This window comes from Rhodococcus sp. 05-2254-6, assembly GCF_002258565.1.
Taxonomy (GTDB): domain Bacteria; phylum Actinomycetota; class Actinomycetes; order Mycobacteriales; family Mycobacteriaceae; genus Rhodococcoides.
The window spans coordinates 38,203-65,066 of the sequence record NZ_NOZF01000139.1 but is presented as its reverse complement, the minus strand read 5'-3'; the positions used below and the strand labels follow the sequence as shown (position 1 = coordinate 65,066).

General features: G+C 65.4%; 1 protein-coding gene. It reads left to right on the top strand.

Features of this window, described 5'->3' with window-relative positions:
* The first annotated feature begins 92 nt into the window (after positions 1-92).
* Positions 93-26,864, top strand: a complete 26,772-nt coding sequence (locus tag CH256_RS17740; protein WP_094670170.1) for a non-ribosomal peptide synthetase — start codon at positions 93-95, stop codon at positions 26,862-26,864.

Sequence of the window (26,864 nt, the reverse complement as noted above, 5' to 3'; positions counted from 1 at the left end):
CGCCGCGGCTCGACAGTCCGAACCGAACCGAGGTCTCCGGGTCCACCGACCCGATGTCGGCCATCGTGACCGTGCCGTCGAAGGGCAAGTGAATGCGCGCAGCAATTTCCGGTGGATCTCAGACGCCCCCGACCGGCCCCGGCTTCGAGAACGGTTTCCCGCTGTCGTCCGCTCAGCGTGGCATGTGGTTCGCTCAGCAGCTTGCCCCTGACGTCCCGGTCTGTATCGCACAATATGTCGACCTTCGCGGCAACCTCGACATCGGCGTTCTGCAAGAGGCCTCGGCTCAGGCCGGACACGAGTTCCAGTCCGCATATCTCCGACTGGCCGAGGTGGACGGCGAACCCGTACAGCTGGTCGATCACTCCATCGACCAGTCGGTGCACTACCTCGATCTGCGTGATGCCGAGGACCCGATGGCGTCGGCGCTGAGGTGGATCGACGAGAACTACGTCAAGCCCGTCGACATGGAACACGACCCCCTCGTCGACAGTTGGATCATTCAGGTCGAGGACGATCGCAACCTCTGGTATAGCAAGATTCACCACGTCGCACTCGACGGCTACGGTGCCATGACTCTCGTCAACCGAACCGCCGCGCTGTACACGGCGGCCGTCGAACACGTCGAGCCTGCTCCCAACAAGGCGGCCGAGCTTCGCCGACTCTACGAGCTCGATCAGGAATACCGGACGTCGTCGCGCTTCGAGTCCGACAAGGCGTACTGGACTGCTCGCGCCGCGGACATCCAGGACGGAGCTTCTCTGTCCAACACGGCCGGTCGCACGATCGCTGCCAGCAAGTTGCGCAGCGTCGCTCTCCCCGAGGACGTCGTCGCCGAGCTCGAGGCGTCCGACGCGACCAAGGGTGGAACCGCGGCTGCGGTGTTCATCGCCGCTTTCGGCTGCTACCTCTCGCGAATGACCGGGCGAGAAGACGTCTCGGTCAACATCCCGGTGTCCGCGCGCACCACCGCGTTGCTTCGCCGATCCGGTGGAATGCTCGTCAACGTCGCCCCCATTTCGATCCACGTGCCCCAGGACGCGACCGTCGGCGAGCTGGTTCAGCAGGTGCAGCTCGAACTGATGGGAGCGCTGCGGCACCAGCGCTTCAGCATCGAGGACATTCGGCGCGAGCTGGCGGCCTCGGGTAGTGACAAGCAGCTGTCCGGCCCGATGGTCAACATGATGCTGTTCCATCAGCAGATCGAACTCGGGTCGATCGTCGGCGAGTTCAACATCGTGACCTCGGGTCCGGTCGAGGACCTCCTGGTCAACGTCTATCAAAGCGGATCTCCGGCCCGGACGTTCGTCGATTTCAGGGCCAACCCCAACCGGTACGACGACGACGACCTCACCGCGCACCACTCGAGCTTCGTCGACATGGTGGAAGCCTTCATCGCGGCCGGGCCCGAGACCGCTGTTCTGGACGTCCATCCGGTCAGCGCACGCGAGGGCCAGCGCCGGCGGCGCGCGGCAGCCCAGCTCGCCTACTGGACCGAACGGCTCGCCGACGCCCCCGATCTCCTCGATCTTCCGACCGACCGCTCGCGCGCCTCGCACATCGGACACGTTCGCGCATCCCACGAGGTGACGATCGGATCCGAAACGTGGTCCGGCGTGACTCGATTGGCGGCAGAACGGTCCACGACGCCGTTCGTGGTTCTCGAATCCGCTCTCGCCGTGCTGCTTTCGCGACTGGCGAACACCGACGACCTGGTGATAGCCGCACCCGCGGGTCACGGAAACACCGTCGCGCTACGAAGCCGACCCGAGGTTCGGCAGTCGTTCACCGAACTCGTCGATGCGTCCGCAGCCGACTTCGATGCGGCGATGGCACACGGTGACACGTCGTTCGACGACGTCGTTCAGGCCTTGAATCTGCCTCGAACGGAATCGCACAGCCCCCTCGCTCAGGTTGCGCTCCGGTTCGGTCCGTCCGCACTGCCGCGTGACGGAGTCGGCATGGATCTGGTCGTCACCGTCGACGAGTCCGATTCTGTCACCGTCGTTTTCGATTACGCCACAGAACTGTTCGATGCCGCGAGCACGGCTCAACTCGCCCGTCGCCTCGTCCGCGTTCTCGACACATCGACCAACGAGCCCGATCTGCCGATAGGCGATGTGGATCTGCTGTCCACCGCCGAGCGAGCGCGCCTGGCTCCGGTTCGTGGTCCGCGGTCTGTGGTGGGTGTGGTGTTGCCGGAGTTGTTGGCTGGTGCGGTGGGTGTTGCTGGTGTCGGTGGTGTTGCGGTGGTGTCGGGGTCGCGGTCTGTTTCGTATGGTGAGTTGGATGCGGCGTCGTCGCGGTTGGCGCGGATGTTGATGTCGTGTGGGGTGGGTCCGGGGTCGTTCGTGGCGTTGGCGTTGTCGCGGTCGGTGGAGTCTGTGGTGGCGGTGTGGGCGGTGGCGAAGGCCGGTGGTGCGTTCTTGCCGGTGGATCCGAATTATCCGGTGGATCGGATCGAGCACATGTTGGTCGATTCGGGTGCTGTGGTGGGTGTGACGTTGGGTGCGGATGTGGGTGCGCTCTCGGGTGTGGGTGGGGTGTCGTGGGTGGTGCTCGATGATCCGGATGTGGTGGCGGATCTGGCGTTTCGGTCGTCTGCTCCGGTGTTGGATGTGGAGCGTTCGGGTGTGTTGCGGCTCGATGATGCGGCGTATCTGATTTACACGTCGGGGTCGACGGGTGTGCCCAAGGGTGTGGTGGTCACTCATCGTGGTGTGGGGAACTTGGCTGCCGAGGAGCGGGTTCGGTTCGGTGTGGGTCCGTCGTCGCGGGTGTTGGCGTTCGCGTCGCCGAGTTTCGATGCGTCGATTCTCGAGTTCGTGTTGGCGTTCTCGGGTGGGGCGACGATGGTGATCGCTCCGCCGTTGGTGTTCGGTGGGGTGGAGTTGGCGTCGTTGCTGGCCGAGGAGCGGGTGTCGCATGCGTTCGTCACGCCTGCGGCGTTGGCGTCGGTGGATCCGGTGGGGTTGGAGTCGGTCGAGGTGGTGGTGACCGGTGGTGATGTGTGTGCGCCGGAGTTGGTGGCGCGGTGGGCGCCGGGTCGGCGGATGTTCAATGCGTACGGTCCGACGGAGGCGACGATTTTTTCGTCGATCTCGTCGGCGTTGGTGGTGGGGGAGTCGGTCGATATCGGTTCGCCGACGATCGGTTTCGCTGAGGTGGTGTTGGATTCGCGGTTGAATCCGGTGCCCGTGGGTGTGGTGGGTGAGTTGTATCTGGCGGGTCCGGCGTTGGCTCGTGGGTATCACGCGCGGTTGGGTTTGACGGCGGAGCGGTTCGTGGCCGATCCGTTCGGTGGTGCGGGTTCGCGGATGTATCGCACCGGTGATGTGGTGCGGTGGAATGCCTCGGGTGCGTTGGAGTATGTGGGGCGTAGCGATTTTCAGGTGAAGGTGCGTGGTTTCCGGATCGAGTTGGGTGAGATCGATTCGGTGTTGGCTGCGGTGTCGGGTGTCGATTTCGTGGTCACCATCGGACGTGAGTCTGCTGCCGGGGCAACGGTGTTGGTCTCGTATGTGTTGCCGGTGGCCGGTACGGTCCTCGAGGTCGATGCGTTGCGTGAGCATGCCGGTTCGGTGCTGCCTGCGCACATGGTGCCCTCTGCGTTCGTGATGTTGGAGTCCATTCCTCTGACTCCGGCAGGCAAACTCGACCGCACCGCACTCCCCGAACCCGAACTCGGTTCACAGGGTGCATTCGAGGCCGCGGAAACGGAATACGAGGCCGCGGTGGCGTCCGTGTTCTGCGACGTTCTCGAGGTCGATCGAGTCGGTGTCACCGACAGCTTCTTCGATCTCGGCGGAAACTCCCTCGTGGCCACGCGTTTGATCGCACGGGTCAATTCGGCTCTCGGAACCGATCTGAAGGTACTGGATCTGTTCGAGGCATCGACGGTTCGGACTCTGGCGGAACGTGCCGAAGCCATGGGCGCGTCGCTGCATCGCCGCCCGGCACTCGTCCCCGTCGACCGCCCCGATTCGATCCCGCTGTCTCTCGCGCAGCAGCGGATGTGGTTCATCAACCAGTTCGACGTGTCCTCGCCCGCGTACAACATCCCGCTCACCGTGCGCCTGACCGGCCGTCTGGACGTGAGTGCGATGGCTGCTGCCGTCGGCGACGTCCTGTCCCGGCACGAGTCGCTCCGCACGGTGTTCCCGACTGTGGGCGATCTGCCGATTCAGGTCATCGCACCCGTCGAGGACGTCACCGGATCGAAGCTCCCCCTCGACGTGGTCGACGTCGACGCCGGTTCGGTCGATGAGCTCGTACGTGCAGCTGCGACAACAGGATTCGACGTCACGGTCGATCTTCCGTTCCGCGCGGTGCTGTACCGGACCGGCCCGGAGAGCTTCGTGCTCTCCATCGTCGTCCACCACATTGCGGCCGACGGTGCCTCGATGGCACCGCTGGCCCGAGACGTGATGGTCGCCTACGGCGCCCGCTCCGCCGGCTCGATTCCGGCGTGGGAGCCACTCACCGTTCAGTACGCGGACTTCGCACTGTGGCAGCACGCCGTTCTCGGCGACGAGAGCGACTCCACCTCGGTGGCGTCGCGGCAGATCGAGTTCTGGCAGACGGCTCTGGCAGACCTGCCGGACGTGCTGCCGATGCCACTCGATCGCCCGCGGCCCACCCGGCAGTCGATGCGTGGCAGCGTCACCCCGTTCACGATTCCCGCCGATGTCGCCGCTCGGTTGAATTCGGTTGCTGCCGAACACGACTCGACGCTGTTCATGGTCGTCCATTCTGCGCTTGCATTGCTGCTCGCGCGCCTGAGCGGCACCCAGGACATCGCTGTCGGTACTCCGATCGCGGGTCGCGGCGACGCGGCCCTCGACGACCTCGTGGGCATGTTCGTCGGGACCCTGGTGCTGCGAACGCAGGTCGAGCCTCGAGCCACCTTCGCCGAACTGCTCGCCGACACTCGTCGCTCCGACCTCGCCGCCTTCGACAACACCGACATCCCGTTCGAGCGACTGGTCGATGTACTCGATCCGGCCAGGTCCACCGACCACTCGCCGCTGTTCCAGGTTCTCCTCGAATTCCAGAACAATGCAGCTGTCACGTTGGAACTACCCGATCTCACCGTCGGTTTCGAGGAGATCAGCACCGACACAGCCAAATTCGATCTGCAGCTACGCGTGGATCAGGAGCCCGTGGATCCGTCCGGGGCACTGTCGGCCTCGTTCACCTACGCCACAGATCTGTTCGATCCCGAAACCATCGACAGGTTCGTCGATCGCTTCCTGCGGATCGTGTCGACCGTCGGGGCGTCGACGGACGTACGCACCGGCGACATAGACATCCTGTCCGCCGCAGAGCGGGAACTCGTCCTGTTCGAGTGGAACGACACTGCACGGCTGATCGAACCTCCGGTCCACCAGCACATCCCGGCCGGCGACGTCGACATGACGCTCAGCAGTCTGTTCGACCGACAGGTGCAGCGCAGCCCGTACTCGACCGCGTTGGTGTTCGAGGACGAGCACGTCACCTATCTCGAACTGGACGAACGTGCGAATCAGCTCGCGCGACATCTCATCTCGCTCGGCGTGACGACCGAATCGCACGTCGGCCTCGCGATCCGACGGTCGATCGACCTGCTCGTCGGCATGTACGCGATCGTCAAGGCCGGTGGTGCCTATGTGCCGATCGACCCGGACCATCCGGTCGAGCGTTCGTCCTACGTCCTCTCCAGCGCCCAGCCTGTGTGCATCCTCACCACGAGCCGCGACTGGATCAACATCCCGGTCGCAACTCCGGTCCTCGCCGTCGATCTGCTCGACGTGTCCGATCGCGACCACACCTCTGTCACCGATTCGGATCGACTGGGAAGACTGCACGGCTCCAACACCGCGTATGTCATCTACACCTCCGGTTCGACCGGTCGACCCAAGGGTGTTGCAGTCACGCACTCGGCCATCGTGAATCGGTTGCTGTGGATGCAGCACGAGTATCACCTCGAGCCTGCGGACACCGTTCTGCAGAAGACGCCGGCCACGTTCGACGTCTCGGTGTGGGAATTCTTCTGGCCCCTGCAGGTCGGTGCCAAGCTCGTCGTGGCCGAACCCGACGGACACCGCGATCCGGTCTACCTGTCCCGCATCATCGCGGACGAGCACATCACCACCGCGCACTTCGTGCCGTCCATGCTCGCGGTGTTCGCGGCAGGTGGACGAGCTGCGGAATGTGTCTCGCTCCGACTCGTCTTCTGCAGTGGCGAGGCACTTCCGCCTGCCACCGCGGCACAGTTCGCGCAGTTCTCCAACGCAGAACTGCACAACCTCTACGGTCCGACCGAAGCGGCCGTCGACGTCAGCTACTACCACGTGACCGGCCGCGACGCCGTCTCGATCCCCATCGGCGCACCGGTGTGGAACACACGCTTGTACGTGCTCGACTCCTCGTTGCGACCGGCTCCCATCGGGGCTCCCGGCGAGCTGTATCTGGCCGGCGTGCAACTCGCTCGTGGGTACGTCGGTCGCGGCGACCTCACAGCGGATCGCTTCGTCGCGGATCCGTTCGGCGAGCCCGGCGAGAGGCTCTATCGCACAGGCGATCTGGTGCGCTGGCGCGCCGACGGCGAACTCGAGTACATCGGCCGCACGGACTTCCAGGTCAAACTGCGAGGCCTGCGTATCGAACTACCCGAGATCGAATCGGTTCTCCTTCGATCCGAGTCGGTCGCACAGGCGATCGCGTTGGTGCACAAGGAACCGAACACCGGTGAGACCCTCGTGGCCTACGTGGTCGGTGCACCCGGCTCCGCCGTCGACCCCGCACAGCTGACCGCCGAGGCCGCACGCCGCCTGCCGGGGTACATGGTGCCCTCACACGTGGTGGTACTGGACTCGCTGCCGGTCAACGCCAGCGGCAAACTCGATCGCAAGGCATTGCCTGCGCCGGAATTCACCGTCGCCGCGTCGGAGTTCTTCGGCCCCGAGAACCCGGTAGAAGAGATCGTCGCCGGTGTCTTCGGTGATCTACTCGGTATCGCTCAGGTCAGTGTCACGTCGAGTTTCTTCGAGATCGGTGGCAACTCGCTGATCGCGATGCGTTTGGTCGCGCGCGTCAACGCGGCCCTCGGAACGGACATCGGCATCAGGGATCTGTTCGACGCCCCCACGGTGCGAGCGTTGTCTGCAGGCATCGACATCGGCGAGCACGACGCTGCGGCTGCCCCTCGACTGGTCCCGCAGGAGCGCCCGGATGTGGTGCCGCTGTCGCTCGCGCAGCAGCGAATGTGGTTCATCAATCAGTACGACACCGAGTCGGCTGCCTACAACGTGGCATTCGCCATGCGCCTGAGTGGTGTGCTCGATGTCGACGCGATGCACTCGGCCATCGGTGACGTGTTGAGCCGGCACGAGTCGCTGCGCACGATGTTCCCGCTGACCGACGACGTTCCCGCGCAGTCCATCCTCGACGTGGCATCGGCACTGCCGGATCTGACTCCGATTCACGCGAACGACGAGCGTCACGTCCTCGAATTGATCGCCGACGTCGCCGGCTCGGGTTTCGACGTCGTGGCGGATGTTCCGCTGCGGGTCCGACTGGTTCGGGTGCGCGAGAACGAGCACGTGCTCGTGATGGTGGTGCACCACATCTCCTCCGACGGGTTCTCCAGCGCTCCGCTGGCCCGTGACTTGATGGTGTCCTACAGCGCCCGCGCCGCAGGACACGCACCGAGCCAGGAACCGTTGCCGGTGCAGTACGCCGATTACGCGCTGTGGCAGCGCCGGTTCCTCGGTGCGGAGTCCGATCCCGAGTCGATGATGGCCAAGCAGCTCGCCTACTGGGTCGACACACTGTCCGGCAGCCCCGAGGTCCTGGCGTTGCCGACCGATCGCCCGCGTCCCGCGGTCGCATCCCTGCGTGGCGACAGCGTCTCCTTCGAGATCGACGCCGCAATCCATGCTCGTCTTGCTGCTGTTGCCGCCGAGCACAATTCCAGCGCGTTCATGATCGTGCACGCGGCTCTGGCCGTCCTTCTGGCCCGACTCTCGGGCACCGAGGACATCTCGGTCGGCACGCCGATCTCGGGCCGAGGAGACGCCGCCCTCGACGAGCTCGTCGGCATGTTCGTCAACACCCTCGTTCTGCGCACCCAGGTGCCCGGCTCGACACGGTTCGAGGACCTGCTCTCGGAGGTTCGCTCGGTCGACCTCGCCGCGTTCACTCATTCGGATGTCCCGTTCGAGCGAGTGGTCGATGCGGTCGATCCCGCGAGGTCGACTGCCCATGCGCCGTTGTTCCAGGTGATGCTCGAGTTCCAGCAGACCGACCGACCGACGGTGACGTTGCCCGGACTCTCGATCGAGAGCATCGAGCTACCCAACGACATTTCCAACTTCGACCTGCAGTTGACGGTCTCCGAGGAATTCGACAGTTCCGGCGCACCGGTCGGCATGAAAGCCGGATTCCGCTACGCCACAGAACTGTTCGATGCAGACACCGTCCGGGTTCTCGCCGATCGCCTCGTACGGATCCTCGACGCCGTGACGGCAACGCCGTCCATCCGAGTCGGTGACATCGAGATTCTGTCTGCCAACGAGTACGACTCGTTGGCTCCGGTTCGTGGTCCGCGGTCTGTGGTGGGTGTGGTGTTGCCGGAGTTGTTGGCTGGTGCGGTGGGTGTTGCTGGTGTCGGTGGTGTTGCGGTGGTGTCGGGGTCGCGGTCTGTTTCGTATGGTGAGTTGGATGCGGCGTCGTCGCGGTTGGCGCGGATGTTGATGTCGTGTGGGGTGGGTCCGGGGTCGTTCGTGGCGTTGGCGTTGTCGCGGTCGGTGGAGTCTGTGGTGGCGGTGTGGGCGGTGGCGAAGGCCGGTGGTGCGTTCTTGCCGGTGGATCCGAATTATCCGGTGGATCGGATCGAGCACATGTTGGTCGATTCGGGTGCTGTGGTGGGTGTGACGTTGGGTGCGGATGTGGGTGCGCTCTCGGGTGTGGGTGGGGTGTCGTGGGTGGTGCTCGATGATCCGGATGTGGTGGCGGATCTGGCGTTTCGGTCGTCTGCTCCGGTGTTGGATGTGGAGCGTTCGGGTGTGTTGCGGCTCGATGATGCGGCGTATCTGATTTACACGTCGGGGTCGACGGGTGTGCCCAAGGGTGTGGTGGTCACTCATCGTGGTGTGGGGAACTTGGCTGCCGAGGAGCGGGTTCGGTTCGGTGTGGGTCCGTCGTCGCGGGTGTTGGCGTTCGCGTCGCCGAGTTTCGATGCGTCGATTCTCGAGTTCGTGTTGGCGTTCTCGGGTGGGGCGACGATGGTGATCGCTCCGCCGTTGGTGTTCGGTGGGGTGGAGTTGGCGTCGTTGCTGGCCGAGGAGCGGGTGTCGCATGCGTTCGTCACGCCTGCGGCGTTGGCGTCGGTGGATCCGGTGGGGTTGGAGTCGGTCGAGGTGGTGGTGACCGGTGGTGATGTGTGTGCGCCGGAGTTGGTGGCGCGGTGGGCGCCGGGTCGGCGGATGTTCAATGCGTACGGTCCGACGGAGGCGACGATTTTTTCGTCGATCTCGTCGGCGTTGGTGGTGGGGGAGTCGGTCGATATCGGTTCGCCGACGATCGGTTTCGCTGAGGTGGTGTTGGATTCGCGGTTGAATCCGGTGCCCGTGGGTGTGGTGGGTGAGTTGTATCTGGCGGGTCCGGCGTTGGCTCGTGGGTATCACGCGCGGTTGGGTTTGACGGCGGAGCGGTTCGTGGCCGATCCGTTCGGTGGTGCGGGTTCGCGGATGTATCGCACCGGTGATGTGGTGCGGTGGAATGCCTCGGGTGCGTTGGAGTATGTGGGGCGTAGCGATTTTCAGGTGAAGGTGCGTGGTTTCCGGATCGAGTTGGGTGAGATCGATTCGGTGTTGGCTGCGGTGTCGGGTGTCGATTTCGTGGTCACCATCGGACGTGAGTCTGCTGCCGGGGCAACGGTGTTGGTCTCGTATGTGTTGCCGGTGGCCGGTACGGTCCTCGAGGTCGATGCGTTGCGTGAGCATGCCGGTTCGGTGCTGCCTGCGCACATGGTGCCCTCTGCGTTCGTGATGTTGGAGTCCATTCCTCTGACTCCGGCAGGCAAACTCGACCGCACCGCACTCCCCGAACCCGATTGGTCCGCTCAGGTCACGTCCGGTCGCGACGCGGACAATGCGGTCGAGAAGACGTTGGCCGGACTGTTCGCCGAGGTGCTTCGACTGGACCGTGTCGGTGTCGACGATTCGTTCTTCGCCCTCGGCGGCGACAGCATCATGTCGATTCAGTTGGTCTCGCGCGCCAAGGCGGCCGGACTGTCTCTGTCGCCACGAGATGTCTTCGAGCACAAGACGGTTGCGGCGCTCGCCGAGGTGGTCGCGTCCTCGGACGGCACCGCACCTCTCGTACTGGAGGAGTTGCCCGGCGGCGGCGTGGGCGATGTACCTCTGACTCCGATCGTGGCGTGGATGCTCGATCGGACGGACGTTCTGGACAAGCACACGCAGACGGCGGTTCTCACACTTCCGGTCGACATCGAACTCGATGTGCTCGAAGCCACCGTCCAGACGGTCCTCGATCACCACGACATGCTTCGCGGTGTCCTGCACCGGGGTGAGCACCCCGCGATGGAGGTTCTTCCCGTCGGAGCGGTCTCGGCGAACTCGGTCGTGCACCGCGTGACCTCGACAACCGTTCGGGGGCAGGAGTTCTCGGAGCAAGCAAACGCCGAGGCAGAAGCAGCAGTCGGCCGGCTGGCACCCGATGCCGGTGTCATGATCCAGATGGTGTGGTTCGACGCCGGCTCCGAGGGGAGCCGTCTGCTCGTCGTCGCCCACCACCTGGTCGTCGACGGCGTGTCCTGGAGAATCCTGGTTCCCGACCTCGCATCGGCGTGGGCCCAGATCATCGGCGGAAGCACCCCCGAGCTGGCTCCGGTCGGCACCTCCATGCGTCGTTGGTCGCACGGTTTGCGTGAGGTCACCGCCACCCGCGGAGACGAACTGGCGATCTGGCGCGACGTTCTGGCACAACCGGATCCACTCATCGGATCGCGAGCACTCGATCGCGAGATCGACGTGTACCGAACAGTGGACAAGGTCGAGTTGACGCTGTCCACCGACGTCACCGAGGGGCTACTGACGGCACTGCCCGACGCGTTCCACGGCAGCGTCAACGACGGCCTGCTCGCGGCTCTCGCCCTCGCCACGGCGGTGTGGCGACGTGGTCGGGGAGTGGTCGTCGACGACGCTCTCATCTCGCTCGAGGGTCACGGCCGCGAGGACCACGTGGTGCCCGGTGCAGATCTCGGCCGGACCGTCGGTTGGTTCACCACGATCTACCCGCTCAGGCTGACCCTCGCCGATCTGGATCTGGACGACGCACTCGCAGGCGGCGTCGACGCAGCGCGGCTGATCAAGTCGGTCAAGGAGCAGCTGCTGGCCGTTCCGGACCACGGTATCGGCTACGGCATGCTCCGCTACCTGGACGAGGACGGTGCCGCTGCACTGCGTGACTTCCCGGCTCCCCAGATCAGTTTCAACTATCTCGGGCGCTACAGCACCGACGTTCCCGACGAGCTTCGCGGACACGGGTGGCTGCCGGTCGACGACTCCGGTGTCGGCGATTCGCAGGACGAGGATCTGCCGGTCGCAGCCGTTCTCGACATCAATGCCGTCACCACCGCGACGCCGACCGGCCCGCGGCTCGAGGCGACGTTCGCTTTCCCCACCGGCGTGCTCGACGCGGACGAGGTCACCGAGCTGGCGGAGCTGTGGCGTCAGGCTCTCACCGCGCTGACGCAGCTGGCCCAGCGACCGGGGGCCGGTGGCTTCACGCCCTCCGACCTCGATCTGGTGCGGCTCGATCAGAGTTCCATCGACGACCTCGAACGGGTTTATCCCACGCTGGACGACATCTGGTCCATGACGCCGCTGCAGGCCGGATTGCTCTTTCACGCCGAGTTGTCGGATCAGTCCGTCGACGCCTACATCGTCCAACTGGTGCTGGAGTTGCGCGGAAGCGTCGACGAGGCGCGGTTCCGGCGTGCTGCTCGGGGGCTGCTGCGTCGACACGCGAACCTGCGGACCGCTTTCGTGCACAACAGCGACGGCGAGTCGATTCAGATCGTCCACCACGACGTGGATGCCCCCTGGTCGTCGATCGACCTGACCGGACTGGATCCGGAGGATCGAGCCCTCGAGCTCGATCGCATCGAACACGAGGACCGTGCCACTCGATTCAACATGGCACAGGCACCTCTGTTGCGCTTCATGCTCATCACCGTGGCACCGGGCGAGTGGCGCCTGGTGATGACCAACCATCACATCCTGCTCGACGGCTGGTCCACGCCGCTGTTGCTCAAGGACCTGCTGACGCTCTACGTGGTCGACGGTGACGAGACCGTGCTCCCACGAGTTCCGGCCTACCGCGACTACCTGTCGTGGCTGGCCAAGCGTGATCGCTCGTCGGCTCTCGAAGCGTGGACGAACGCTCTCGCCGGTTTGTCCGAGCCGACGCTGTTGACGCCGGTCGAGAGCCGACGCCAGGAATCGACGTTGGCGGGCCGCTCGTTGGTCTCACTCGATGTGGAGCAGACGAACCGCTTGCGCAGCGTCGCTCGCGCCCGTGGCGTGACGATCAACTCCATGGTCCAGGCGTCCTGGGCGCTGGTTCTCGGCACTCTGACCGGACGCTCCGACGTCGTGTTCGGTGCCACCGTGTCCGGACGCCCGCCGGAGGTCTCCGACGTCGAGTCGATGGTCGGGTTGTTCATCAACACTCTGCCGGTCCGGATCGTGCTCGATCCGTCGGAGACACTCGGCGAGTACCTCGAACGGGTGCAGTCCGAACAGGCCGCGCTACTCGATCACCACTACCTCGGCCTCACCGACATTCAGCGAGCAGTCGGACCGGCCGTCTCCTTCGACACCCTGACGGTGTTCGAGTCGTACCCGATGGACCGCGCGGGGTTGTCGGCGGAAACCGACCTCGCCGGAATGCGGGTGCACGACGTACACGACGGAAGCGACACGGCGCAGTATCCTCTGACCTTGGTCGCCATGGTCGACGACCGGCTGCACATCGAGGCGAAGTACCTGCCGGAGTTGTTCGAGCACAGCGTCGTTGCGGCGACGGTCGACAGAATCGTGCGTGTTCTCGAGGCCATCGCAACCGACACCGGTCGACGCGTCGGATCGCTCTCGTTGCTGTCCGAGGACGAATTGCGCCAGCTGGCACCGGTTCGTGGACCGGCGTCGTCGGATACTCGACTGCTTCCCGATATCTTCACCGACGCTGCCGCAGTCGACCCGCAGGGCACCGCTCTGTGGAGCGACGGCCGCACCGTGGACTATGCCGAACTGGACGCGCAATCGTCTGCTCTCGCAAGAACTTTGATCGCTCGCGGTGCCGGCCCGGAAACTGTCGTTGCACTGGCTCTGCCACGGTCCGTCGAATCCGTACTCGGTATCTGGGCAGTCGCCAAGACCGGGGCGGCGTTCCTGCCGATCGATCCGAGCTACCCGCGCGATCGCGTCGAACACATGCTCGTCGACTCGAACGCGTCGATCGGTCTGACCCTGTCGGAGCACGAGGCCGCTGTCTCCGGTCTCGGCTCTGCTCGGTGGACCGTGCTCGACCACGACGCCACGCGCACCGAACTCGCCGGTCACTCGACCGCCCCGGTTCGCGACAGCGACCGAATTCGCCCGATGCACATCGATCAGCTCGCCTACCTGATCTACACCTCGGGCTCGACGGGTGTTCCCAAGGGCGTCACCGTCACCCACCGCGGGCTGGCCAATCTGGCAGAAGAGGAGCGGACTCGTTTCGAGGTGACCCCGGGCGCTCGGGTTCTCGCGTTCGCGTCCCCGAGCTTCGATGCCTCCATCCTGGAACTGCTGATGGTGTTCTCCGGTGCCGCGACCATGGTCATCGCGCCGACCTCCGTCTACGGCGGCACCGAGTTGGCCGAACTGCTCGCAGCACAGCACGTCACGCATGCGTTCGTCACGCCCGCCGCCCTGGCATCGGTGGATCCGGACGGCCTGACCGAGTTGGCCGTGGTGGCCACCGGTGGCGACGTGTGTCCGCCAGAGCTCGTGGCTCGCTGGGCACCGGGCCGTCGGATGTTCAACGCGTACGGTCCCACCGAGGCGACGATCTTCTCGTCCATCAGTGATCGACTCGACGTCGACTCCGCCATCGACATCGGTTCTCCGACAATCGGTTTCAGTGAGGTGGTCCTCGACGCACGACTGCATCCCGTCCCGGTCGGGGTCGTGGGTGAGCTCTATCTCGCCGGCCCGGCACTGGCTCGTGGCTACCATTGCCGATTCGGTCTGACCGCAGACCGTTTCGTCGCGAATCCCTTCGGCGAGAGCGGCGCCAGGATGTACCGCACCGGCGACGTGGTGCGGTGGACCGAGTCGGGAACGCTCGAGTACGTCGGACGCAGCGACTTCCAGGTCAAGGTGCGCGGCTTCCGCATCGAACTGGGCGAGATCGACGCCGTCCTGACCGACCATCCGATGGTCGAGTTCGCCACCACCCTGGGTGTCGACGGTCCGACGGGCAACACCATTCTGGTCGCCTACGTCCTCCCGAGGTCCGGCGAGCAGGTCGATGCAGCAGCTCTGCGCACTCATGTCTCGAGTTCGCTACCGACCCACATGATCCCGACGGCCTTCGTCGCACTGGAGTCGATTCCGCTGACACCGGCAGGCAAGTTGGACCGCAATGCCCTGCCTGCACCCGATCTCCATCTCGGGGGCGACTCGCGTGCACCGCGGAACGACACCGAGCAGGTCATCGCCGATATCTTCGGCGAGGTACTGGGGATCGACGGCGTCGGAATCGATTCGAGCTTCTTCGATCTGGGTGGCGACTCGCTCAGTGCCACCAGACTCACTGCGCGCGTCAACTCCGCCCTCGGCACCACGATCAGCGTCCGCGCATTGTTCGAGGCTCCCACCGTCGAGTCACTTGCGGTGCGAGTGCTCAGCAACCCGGTCGGTACCCTTCGCCGTCCCGCACTCGTGGCGAAGCCGCGACCGGATTCGATTCCGTTGTCGCTTGCGCAGCAACGAATGTGGTTCATCAATCAGTTCGACGTGACCTCGGCGGCGTACAACATCCCGCTTGCGGTGAGACTGACGGGTCGACTCGACATCGCCGCGATGAGCGCGGCCGTCGGGGACGTTCTGGAACGTCACGAGTCGCTGCGCACGGTGTTCCCCACCCGCGGGGATCGTCCTGAGCAGAAGATCCTCGACGTGCAGGCGGCGAGAACCGAACTCGCCGTCGTCGAGCTGGACGCCACCGAGGTCGTTGCGGCCATCTCGACCGCTGCCGCAACAGGATTCGATGTCTCGACCGATCTACCGTTCCGCGCGGTCCTGTACCGGATCGCACCGGACGAGTTCGTGCTCTCGATCGTCGTCCATCACATTGCTGCCGACGGCGCATCCATGGCACCCCTGGCGCGAGATGTCATGGTCGCCTACGGCTCTCGCGCGGCTGCCGGCGCTCCGAAGTGGACACCGCTCGACGTTCAGTACGCGGACTTCGCACTCTGGCAACGCACCGTCCTCGGCGACGAGTCCGATCCCGCGTCCCTCGCCGCGCAGCAGTTGGACTTCTGGAAGACCGCCCTGGCGGATCTTCCCGATGTTCTGCCGCTACCGCTCGATCACCCGCGGCCCGCTCGGCAGTCCATGCGCGGCAACAGTGTTCGGTTCGAGATCGACCGCACCACTCATGCCAGGCTGGTCGACCTCGCGCGTGCCAACGAGGCGACCGTCTTCATGGCCGTCCACGCGGCGTGGTCGATCCTGATGGCGCGCATCAGCGGCACCGAGGACATCGCTGTCGGAACGCCGATCGCCGGACGAGGTGACGCTGCACTCGACGATCTGGTCGGCATGTTCGTCGGCACCCTGGTTCTGCGCACGGAGGTGGCACCGCAGCTTTCGTTCACCGATCTGCTTCGGGCCACGCGGACAGCCGATCTCGCGGCGTTCGAGAACACCGATGTGCCGTTCGAGCGGTTGGTCGACGTTCTCGACCCCGCTCGTTCGACCGACCGCTCGCCGTTGTTCCAGGTGCTTCTCGAGTTCCAGAACAACACGTCCGCGACGCTCGAACTGCCGGACCTCACGGTCGAAGCCGTCGACATCGATGCTCACATCGCGAAGTTCGACCTGCAACTGACCGTTGCCGAGGAGTTCGACGAGGCCGGTGCACCGGCCGGGATGACCGCCGCGATCACCTACGCGACCGACTTGTTCGAGGAATCGTCCGTCGAGGAGTTCTCGGCACGATTCGGTGCCGTGCTCGCCTCCGTGACGAGCGATCCCGAGCGCGCAGTCGGCGATATCGATGTGCTCCTGCCGGGCGAGCTCGACGCCATGACGCATGACTGGAACCACGCTGGCCGGGTGGCATCCGACGCAACGCTGGCCGATCGATTCGCAGCTGCCGCCGCGCGATTCCCCGATTCGCGCGCCGTCGTCTTCGGAGATCACACGCTGACCTACGCCGAGCTCGACGACCGCTCCAGCCGCCTCGCACGGCTTCTCGTACAGCGCGGTGTGACGTCGGAATCGCTGGTAGCGGTCGCGATGCCTCGCAACGAGGAGCTGATCGTCGCGCTGCTCGCGGTGATCAAGTCCGGTGGCGGCTACCTTCCGATCGACGTGTCCTACCCAGCGGACCGGCTGGCGTTCATGCTCGAAGACGCCTCGCCCGTCTGTGTGATCTCCACTGTTGCCGACAGTGCGGCGGTGCCCGCCTCGGATCTCGATGTCCTCGAGATCGATTCGCCCGAGCTGATCGCGGAGCTGGCCGGCATGTCGGGTGCCCCGCTGACCGACGCGGACCGTTCGGGTGGCACCAGCGCCGATTCCATCGCGTACGTGATCTACACCTCGGGCAGCACCGGTCGCCCCAAGGGCGTGCAGATCGCGCACCGCAACGTGGCGACGCTGTTCGCGAACACCGCTGATCTCTTCGACTTCGACGATCGTGACGTCTGGACGATGTTCCACTCGTACGCGTTCGACTTCTCGGTGTGGGAGCTGTGGGGACCGCTGCTGCACGGTGGAACACTCGTGGTCGTCGACTACTACACGGCACGCTCTCCGGAGCTGTTCCGCGAGTTGCTCGTTCGCGAGCAGGTCACGGTGCTCAACCAGACACCGACGGCGTTCTACCAGTTCGCGGAAGCCGATCGTGTGGCCACCGGAAACCTCGCCGGCACCACGGACTCCGATCTCTCGCTGCGCTACGTGATCTTCGGCGGCGAGGCACTCGATCTCGGGCAGTTGGCTCGCTGGTACGCCCGGCACGACGAGTCCGCCCCGACTCTGGTCAACATGTACGGCATCACCGAGACGACAGTCCACGTGAGCCACCTGGCCTTGACCGAGCAATTCGCGGCATCGGCCTCGGCCAGCGTCATCGGTCAGGCCATCCCCGCACTGCGCGTCGCCGTTCTCGACACGCGTCTCAATCCGGTACCACCCGGCGTCACCGGTGAAATGTACGTCTCCGGGGCACAGCTCTCTCGCGGATACCTGGGCCGGGCCGGCCTGTCGGCCACCCGTTTCGTGGCAGATCCGGCCGGAGAAGCCGGTGCCCGGATGTACCGCACCGGTGACACCGCACGGTGGAATCGTGACGGCGCGCTCGAGTACCTGGGCCGCAGCGACATGCAGGTGCAGCTGCACGGCTTCCGTATCGAACTCGGCGAGATCGAAAGCGCGCTGTTGGCGTTCGACGGCGTCGCGGCGTCCGTGGTCTCGGTTCGAGACGACGGCTTCGGTGATCGACTGATCGGATACGTCGTCGCCGAGGCGGGCCGAACACTCGACCACTCCGCCGTTCTCGAATTCGTCGGACACTCACTGACGTCGTACATGGTTCCGGCCGCTTTGATCGTGCTGGACGAGCTGCCGCTCACCGCCAACGGAAAGCTCGACCGCCGGGCTTTGCCGGCTCCGGACTTCTCCGCCAATGTCACCGAGAGCCGTTTGCCGGCAACCGAAGTCGAGTCCATTCTCGCCGGATTGTTCGCCGACGTCCTCGGCCTCGACACCGTCGGCGTCGACGACTCGTTCTTCGCGCTCGGCGGCGACAGCATCATGTCCATCCAGCTTGTCTCACGCGCCAAGGCGGCCGGTCTGGTCCTGGCTCCGCGCGACATCTTCGAGCGCAAGACCGTCGCGGCATTGGCCGAGGTCGTGGTCCTCGGAGGCGACGTCGTCGTACTGGAAGAACTCGACGGTGGGGGAGTCGGCCCGCTGCCCCTCACTCCGGTCGTGCGTTGGATGTTGGAGCGCAGCACCGACTTCGGGCGCTACACCCAGACGGCACTGCTTCAGCTCCCGGTCGGTATCGAGAGCGTCACGCTCGAGCGCACCGTGCAGGCCGTGCTCGATCGTCACGACATGCTGCGATCGCGACTGTTCCAGGACACGGACGGAATCTGGCACGAGGAAGTAGCTCCGATCGGCACTGTGTCCGCCGCGTCGGTGATCCACGCGGTCTCGGTCGATTCCGTGGACGGTCCTGAATTCTCCTCCCGTGCCGCAACGGAACTCGACGCTGCAGCAGATCGACTGGTCCCCGCCGACGGGGTCATGGTGCAGATGGTGTGGTTCCAGGCCCCGAACGGGTCCGGCCGACTGCTCGTCGTCGCACATCACCTCGTGATCGACGGCGTGTCGTGGCGCATCCTCGTCCCGGATCTGGCGACGGCCTGGAGCCAGATCGTCGCGGGCGACACGCCTGCGCTGGCACCGATCGGCACATCGATGCGACGGTGGTCCACCGGTTTGACCGAGGTCACCGCGGGCCGCGCCGACGAAATCGGCCTGTGGCAGCGCATTCTGAACGGCGACGATCCGACGATCGGTTCGCGACCACTGGACAAGCGCGTCGATGTCGACGCGACCGTCCAGCGCATCCGCACATCGCTCCCGGTCCAGGTGACCGAACGACTGCTGACAGCGGTACCGAATGCCTTCCGCGGCAGCGTCAACGACGGTCTCCTGGCCGGGCTGGCACTGGCACTGACGGCGTGGCGTCGCGAACGGGGAGCCATTGTCCGCAGTGCGTTGATCACACTCGAAGGCCATGGCCGTGAAGACGCCGTGGTGCCCGGAGCCGATCTCGGCAGAACCGTCGGCTGGTTCACCACGATCTTCCCGGTTCGACTCGACCTCGGCTCCCTGGACATCGCCGACGCGTTGTCCGGTGGCGACTCCGCCGGAGCCTTGATCAAGGCCGTCAAGGAACAGCTGCTCGAGATCCCCGATCACGGAATCGGCTACGGCATGCTGCGGTACCTGGACTCCGACGGGACTGAGGCACTGTCCGGTTACGCCGCTCCGCAGGTCAGCTTCAACTACCTCGGGCGCTTCTCGACCGGATCGTCCGAGGGCATGGAAGACGTGGGCTGGATTCCTGTGGCCGACGCCGAACTGGGCGACGCACAGAACCCGGACATGCCGGTACCGGCCGCGCTGGACATCAACGCCGTCACCACCTCGACACCCGACGGGCCCCAGCTCGACGCCACCTTCGCGTTCCCGGCCGGCATCCTGGATGCGGACGAGGTCGATCGGTTGATCGAACTGTGGACGCAGGCACTGACCGCGATCACCGAGCACGCCTCGACCGAGGGCGCGGGCGGCTTCACCCCGTCCGACCTCGAGCTGGTGGACATCGATCAGCGTTCCATCGAGGTGCTCGAGAAGAAGTTCCCCGATCTCGACGACGTGTGGTCGATGTCGCCGCTGCAGGCCGGACTGCTCTTCCACGCCCGTCTCGCAGGCGAGGTCGGCAGCGACAGCGCGGGAGTCGACGCCTACATGGTGCAGCTCGGTCTGGAGCTGCGCGGCGTCGTCGATGCCGAGCGGATGCATTCCGCCGTGAACAAGCTAGTCTCTCGTCATCCGAACTTGCGAGCAGCGTTCGTGCACAACAGCACCGGCGAATCTCTGCAGATCGTGCAGAGTTCGGTCACGGTGCCGTGGTCCGAGGTCGATCTCCGCGGTGAAGCCGATGTCGAGGCAGCACTGGAAGCCGTACTCGAGGCCGATCGCGGCGTGCGATTCGAGATGGACTCGGCACCGCTGCTTCGGTTCACGCTGATCACCCTCGCCGACGATCACTGGCGACTGCTGCTGACCAATCACCACATCCTGCTCGACGGCTGGTCGACGCCGCTGGTGGTCAAGGAACTGATCACCCTCTACGTCACCGAGTCCGACGATTCGATGCTGCCGCGAGTTCCCGCGTATCGGGACTACCTCGCGTGGATGCGGCAACGCGACGTCGCCATCTCCACCGCGCAGTGGGTCAGCGCGATGGCCGGCGTCGAGGAGCCGACACTGCTCGTCACCGGTGACCGGGGTCGTCAGTTGTCCACTGTCTCGAGCGAGACCGAGCGGTCGTTGTCGATCGAGACCACAGCGGCGTTGCGCGATTTCGCGGCGCGCCGCGGGTCCACTCTGAACACACTCGTTCAGACTGCGTGGGGCATCGTGCTCGCCACTCTGACCGGTCGCGAGGACGTCGTCTTCGGTGCCACGGTGTCGGGTCGTCCGCCCGAGGTTCCGGGCATCGAAGGCATGATCGGGCTCTTCATCAACACGCTTCCCGTTCGGGTCACGCTCGATCGGGCCGAGACACTCGGCGCACTGGTCGATCGTGTGCAGGCCGAACAGGCAGCGCTGCTCGATCACCATTACCTCGGTCTGACCGACATCCAGCGCGCGGCCGGAGCCGGCGTCGCATTCGACACGCTGACGGTGTTCGAGTCCTACCCGGTCGATCGCGCCGGAGCCTCTGCTGCAACGGATTTCGCAGGTATGCAGGTGACGGACATCCTCGGCACCGACGCGGCGCACTATCCGCTGACACTGGTGTCTTCGGTCGACGAGCGCCTGAACCTCAAGGCCAAGTACCTGCCCGAACTCTTCGAGCTCCAAGACGTGCACGCCATCGTCGATCGGGTCGAGCGGGTGCTCGACGCAGTGCTGGCCGACGAGCAGCAGCCACTGGCTCGGCTGCGATTGCTGGCCGATACCGAATTCGCTTCTCTGGCTCCGGTATTCGGCCTCGAAGGCCGATCGACTCGGCTGCTACCGGAGATCTTCTCAGACGCAGCTGCCGTCGACCCGGACGCCATCGCGGTGCGCAGCGTCGACGGCGAGTTGACGTACCGAGAGCTGGATCGACAGTCGAACCGGCTCGCTCGCATTCTGATCGGCCGCGGTGTCCGCACCGAGACGTTCGTCGCACTCGGGATCGCACGATCCATCGAGTCGGTGCTGACCGTCTGGGCCGTCGCGAAGTCCGGTGCCGCCTTCGTACCGGTCGATCCGAACTACCCGGCCGATCGCATCGAGCACATGCTGGCCGACTCCGGAGCAACCTTCGGTGTCACCACCCGCACTCACCTCGACGACCTGCCGTCGACCGTGCCGTGGATCGTCCTGGACGACCTCGCCACCGACGGTCCGAACGCGGTGAGCGACGAGCCCGTCGCCGACGACGAACGCCGTGGTCGCGTCACCCTGTCGAGTGCGGCGTACACGATCTACACGTCGGGTTCGACGGGTGTACCGAAGGGGGTCGTGGTCACCCACTCCGGCCTCGACAACTTCGCGACCGAGCAGCGCGAGCGCTATCGAGTCACGAAGGACTCACGCACGCTTCATGTTTCGTCACCCAGCTTCGACGCGTCCGTACTCGAGTACCTGCTCGCGTTCGGCGTCGGTGCCACGATGGTGATCGTTCCACCCACGGTGTACGGCGGAGCCGAGCTGGCGTCGTTGCTGGCCGAGGAATCGGTCACTCACGGCTTCATCACCCCGTCCGCCCTCGCCTCGGTCGATCCGGCCGGTCTCGACACGTTCGCCGATGTCGTGGTCGGCGGCGAGGCCGTTCCGTCCGAGTTGGTCACCAAGTGGGCTCCCGGTCGCAACCTGTTCAACGGGTACGGACCGACCGAGGCCACGATCATGTCCAACATCAGTGCACCGATGGTCGCCGGCGAGCCGGTGTCGATCGGTGGGCCGGTGCGGGGTGTGTACGAGGTGGTTCTCGACTCGCGACTGCAGCCGGTTCCCGTCGGGGTCGCGGGTGAGCTCTATCTCGCAGGCGTCGGCCTGGCCCGCGGCTACCACGATCGGATGGGGCTGACGGCCGAACGATTCGTTGCCGACCCGTTCGGTGCTCCCGGTGCCCGCATGTACCGCACCGGAGATGTGGTGCGCTGGTCGCCGGATCTGACCATCGAATATGTCGGTCGCAGCGACTCGCAGGTCAAGGTCCGCGGCTTCCGCATCGAACTCGGCGAGATCGACGCCGCGCTCTCGGCACATCCCGCGGTGAATTTCGCAGCCACCTTCGGAACTCCCGGGCCGTCCGGTGCCACTGTTCTCGTGGCGTACGTGCGCCTGACGGGGGACAACCCGGCACACGCGGTCGACACCTTCGACACTGCGGTTCTGCGTGACCATCTTGCCGCCGCGCTGCCGTCGCACATGGTGCCCAGCGCCATCGTCGTGCTCGAGTCGATTCCGCTCACTCCGGTGGGCAAGCTCGATCGCGCCGCACTGCCCGTACCGGAGTTCGGCTCGGCCACCTCGTACCGAGAGCCGAGTACGCCGGCCGAGCTGACGGTCGCGGCGGTCTTCGCCGAGATCCTCGAGGTGGATCGAGTCGGTGCAGACGACGGATTCTTCGAGCTCGGTGGTGACTCGCTCAGCGCAACGCGGGTGATCGCTCGCGTCAACGCCGAGTTCGGTACCTCCATCGGTGTACGCACGATCTTCGAGACCCCGACGGTGTCGGGACTGGCGAGCGCAGTCGGCACTGCCGACACTCGGGCGCAGCGCCCGGCTCTCGTTGCGGCGGCGCGTCCGGAGAACATTCCGCTCTCGCTCGCTCAGCAGCGGATGTGGTTCATCAACCAGTTCGACACCTCGTCGGCCGCGTACAACGTGCCGTTGGTCGTCAAGCTGACCGGGCGGCTCGACACCGCTGCTCTGGCTGCCGCGGTGGTCGATGTTCTGGGACGCCACGAATCTCTGCGCACGACCTTCCCCGACGGCCCGGAGTTCCCGGTGCAGCTCGTGCACCCGGCTGCCGAGGTCGCGCCTGCGGTCGAATCCGAACGGATCGATGCCGCTGTTCTGGCCGATCGCGTCGCTCTGTTGGCCGGTCGAGGATTCGACGTGACCACCGAGATCCCGGTGCACGTCGAGCTGTTCGAGGTGCTCGATGCCGGCGTCGACGCGTCCGAGGATCCTGTCTTCGTACTCGCCATGGTGGTGCACCACATCGCCGCCGACGGCGCGTCGATGGCACCGCTCGCTCGCGACGTCGTGCTCGCGTACTCGGCGCGCAGTGCAGGTCAGGCACCGAACTGGCAGCCGCTGCCCGTCCAGTACGCCGACTACACGATCTGGCAGCGTTCGCTGCTCGGAGACGAGCAGGACCCGTCGAGCGTGGCCGCGGCCCAGCTCGAGCACTGGTCCACCGCGCTCGCGGGTCTTCCCGACCTGCTGCCGTTGCCGACGGACCGACCGAGGCCGACCACGCAGGACTTCCACGGTGGCCGAGTTCGCTTCACGGTCGATGCCGACATCCATCGGACGCTCGTCGACATCACTCGGGAACAGAACGTCAGCATGTTCATGGTGCTGCACGCGGCGTTCGCGGTCGTTCTGGCTCGTTTGAGCGGCACCGACGACATCGCGATCACCACTCCGGTGGCCGGGCGCGGGGACGCGGCGCTCGACGACCTCGTGGGTATGTTCGTCAACACGCTCGTGCTGCGCAGCCGAGTCGACGAGTCCGCGACGTTCGACGATCTGCTGAACCAGGTCAAGGCACACGATCTCGACGCGTTCGATCACACCGAGATGCCCTTCGAGAGAATCGTCGAGGTTCTCAATCCCACCCGTTCGACGGCATACGCTCCGCTGTCACAGGTCGCGCTGTCGTTCCAGAACAACGAGAAGGCCTCGCTCGAGCTTCCGGACCTCCGCGTCGAAGGCTTCGACTTCGACGTTCCGGTAGCCAAGCAGGATCTTCAGCTGCTGCTGTCCGAGACCTTCGACGAGGCGGGACGTCCGTCCGGCTTCGAGGCCGCATTCGACTACGCCACCTCGCTGTTCGACGCGGCCAGCGTCGAGGCCATCGCGGCGCGACTGATTCGAGTTCTCGACGCCGTCGGACGCGACCGGCACGCGGTGGTCGGAGACATCGAAATTCTGGGCGCCGACGAGCAGCGCGCGTTGGCGCCGGCGCGAGGAAACCCGGACGCAGCAGTCCGGACGTGGCCGGAGTTGCTCGCGGCGGCGGTCGCGCTCGACCCGTACGCAGTGGCCGTCACCTACCGAGGCATCAGCCTTTCCTACGCCGATCTGGACAGCTGGTCCAACCGAATCGCTCGAATGCTGATCGACTACGGCGTCGGGCCCGAGACGTTCGTCGCGTTGGCGCTGCCTCGATCGATCGAGTCGGTGCTGTCGGTGTGGGCCGTGGCCAAGACCGGTGCTGCATTCCTGCCCGTCGATCCGAACTACCCGGCGGACCGAATCGCGCACATGCTCGAAGATTCCCATGCCGCAATGGGTCTGACCGACATCGACAGCAGGGGATCGCTGCCCGACACCGTCCCGTGGCTGGTTCTGGACGATCCGGAAATTTCCGCGGAGTTGTCTCGCTACCCGGCGGACGCGGTGACCGACGTCGAGCGTACGGCGACCCTGCACATCGACCACCCCGCCTACCTGATCTACACATCGGGTTCGACCGGTCGCCCGAAGGGCGTTGCAGTGCGGCACCGTGGCTTGGCCAACCTCCAGGCCGAGGTGCTCGAGCGATTCCGCCCCACTCGGGATTCGCGTGTTTCGCACATCGCGTCACCGAGTTTCGACGCATCGATCTACGAGCTGACGATGGCGTTCGGCGTCGGTGCCACCGTCGTGATCGTGCCGCCGGGAGTCTTCGGCGGCGGCGACTTGGCCGACCTGCTCGAATCCGAACACGTCACGCACGCGTTCCTGACGCCCGCGGCGCTGTCGTCGATCGACGAGACACGTCTGGGCAACGTTCGGGTCCTCGCCGTCGGAGGTGAGGCCTGTACTCCGGAGTTGGTGGCGAAATGGGCACCGGGCCGCCAGATGTTCAACGGCTACGGTCCGACCGAGACCACCATCCAGGCGAGTGTCGGTGGTCCGCTGGTGCCCGGTGGCACGGTGGACGTCGGCAGGCCTGGAACCGGATTCCGGTTCCAGGTGCTCGACGCACGACTGCGGCCGGTTCCGGCCGGAGTGTCGGGCGAGCTCTACATCGCCGGTCCCGGTACCGCCCGTGGATACCTCGGGCGTTTCGGGCTGACATCCGAGCGCTTCGTCGCCGATCCGTTCGGTACTCCTGGCGACCGGATGTATCGAACCGGTGACGTCGTGCGCTGGGGAAGTGCCGGAGCCGTCGAGTTCGTCGGACGCAGTGACTTCCAGGTCAAGGTGCGCGGTTTCCGCATCGAACTCGGCGAGATCGACTCCGCACTCACCGAGAACGAGCAGGTCGGATTCGCCGCCACGATCGGGCACACGGCGGCGTCGGGTGACACCGTTCTCGTGTCCTACGTTCTCGCGGCCGACGGCGAATCGGTCGACACCGAAGCACTTCGAGACCGAGTCGCCAAAGTGCTTCCGCGTCATATGGTTCCGTCGGCGATCATCGAGCTGGACGACATTCCGCTGACGCCTGTGGGCAAGCTCGATCGGCGGGCCCTGCCGGTTCCGGAGCTGACGACGTCGACCACTCCGTACCGGGCACCGGCCACCGACGTGGAAGCTGCGATCGCCGATGCGTTCGCGCAGGTTCTCGGAGTCGATCGGGTCGGCATGGACGACAACTTCTTCGAGCTGGGCGGGACGTCGCTGGTGGCCACGAAGATCGTGCCTGCCATCGAGAACGCCATCGGAGTGCGGGTGCCGCTGCAAGCGCTGTTCGTCGATCCGACACCGTCGGGGTTGGCAGCGCGGGTCGCCGCGGATGCCGACGCCGGGGGCGCGGATCTCGATTCGGTGTTCGGGGTCGTGATTCCGCTGCGCGGCAGCGGGTCCAAGGCACCGTTGTTCTGCGTTCACCCGGGAATCGGGTTGTCGTGGGGCTACGCCGGTCTCGTCTCGCATCTGAGCGACGACCGTCCCGTGTACGGCCTACAGCTGCCGAGCATCGTCGAAGGGTCGACGTTCGGGTCCATTCGCGATCTCGCGCACCGCTACGCCGACGAGATTCGCGCTGTTCAGCCGGTGGGTCCGTACCACCTGCTCGGGTGGTCGCTCGGCGGCTCGCTCGCTCATGCGATAGCGGTGGAACTGCGCAGCACCGGCAGCGATGTTCGCACCCTCGCACTGTTGGACAGCTACGTCGACGGGCACGACGGCGAAGCGGTCGAGGGAGCGTTGAGCGTCGAGAATCTGCTTGCGGGATTGGGGCTCGATCTGACTGCTCAGCCCTCGACCGAGCCGTTGACCTACGAACGGGGCGTCGAACTACTCGACGAGTCGTTGGGACAGACGACCGGCGTTTCCGCCGATCATCTGCGACGTATCAATGCGGGATTCGAGAACTCGACTCGAATAATGGCCGAGTTCATCCCGGACGTGTTCGACGGAGATGTTTTGTTCTTCTCCGCAACGAAGGGTGCGAGCGATGGAATTGTTCGATCTCCGCAGGAATGGCGGCCGTATGTGACAGGAGATATCGTCATCCACGATGTCGACGTTTTCCACAACGAGATGACCAATGCAGATGCGGCCACTGTGATCGGGCCGGTCGTCGATTCTCATCTCGGGAATACACCTGAATAA

What these genes read in the sequence shown, in the direction of transcription:
- CH256_RS17740 (WP_094670170.1), top strand. Translation starts at nt 93, where the DNA reads ATGCGCGCAGCAATTTCCGGTGGATCTCAGACGCCCCCGACCGGCCCC.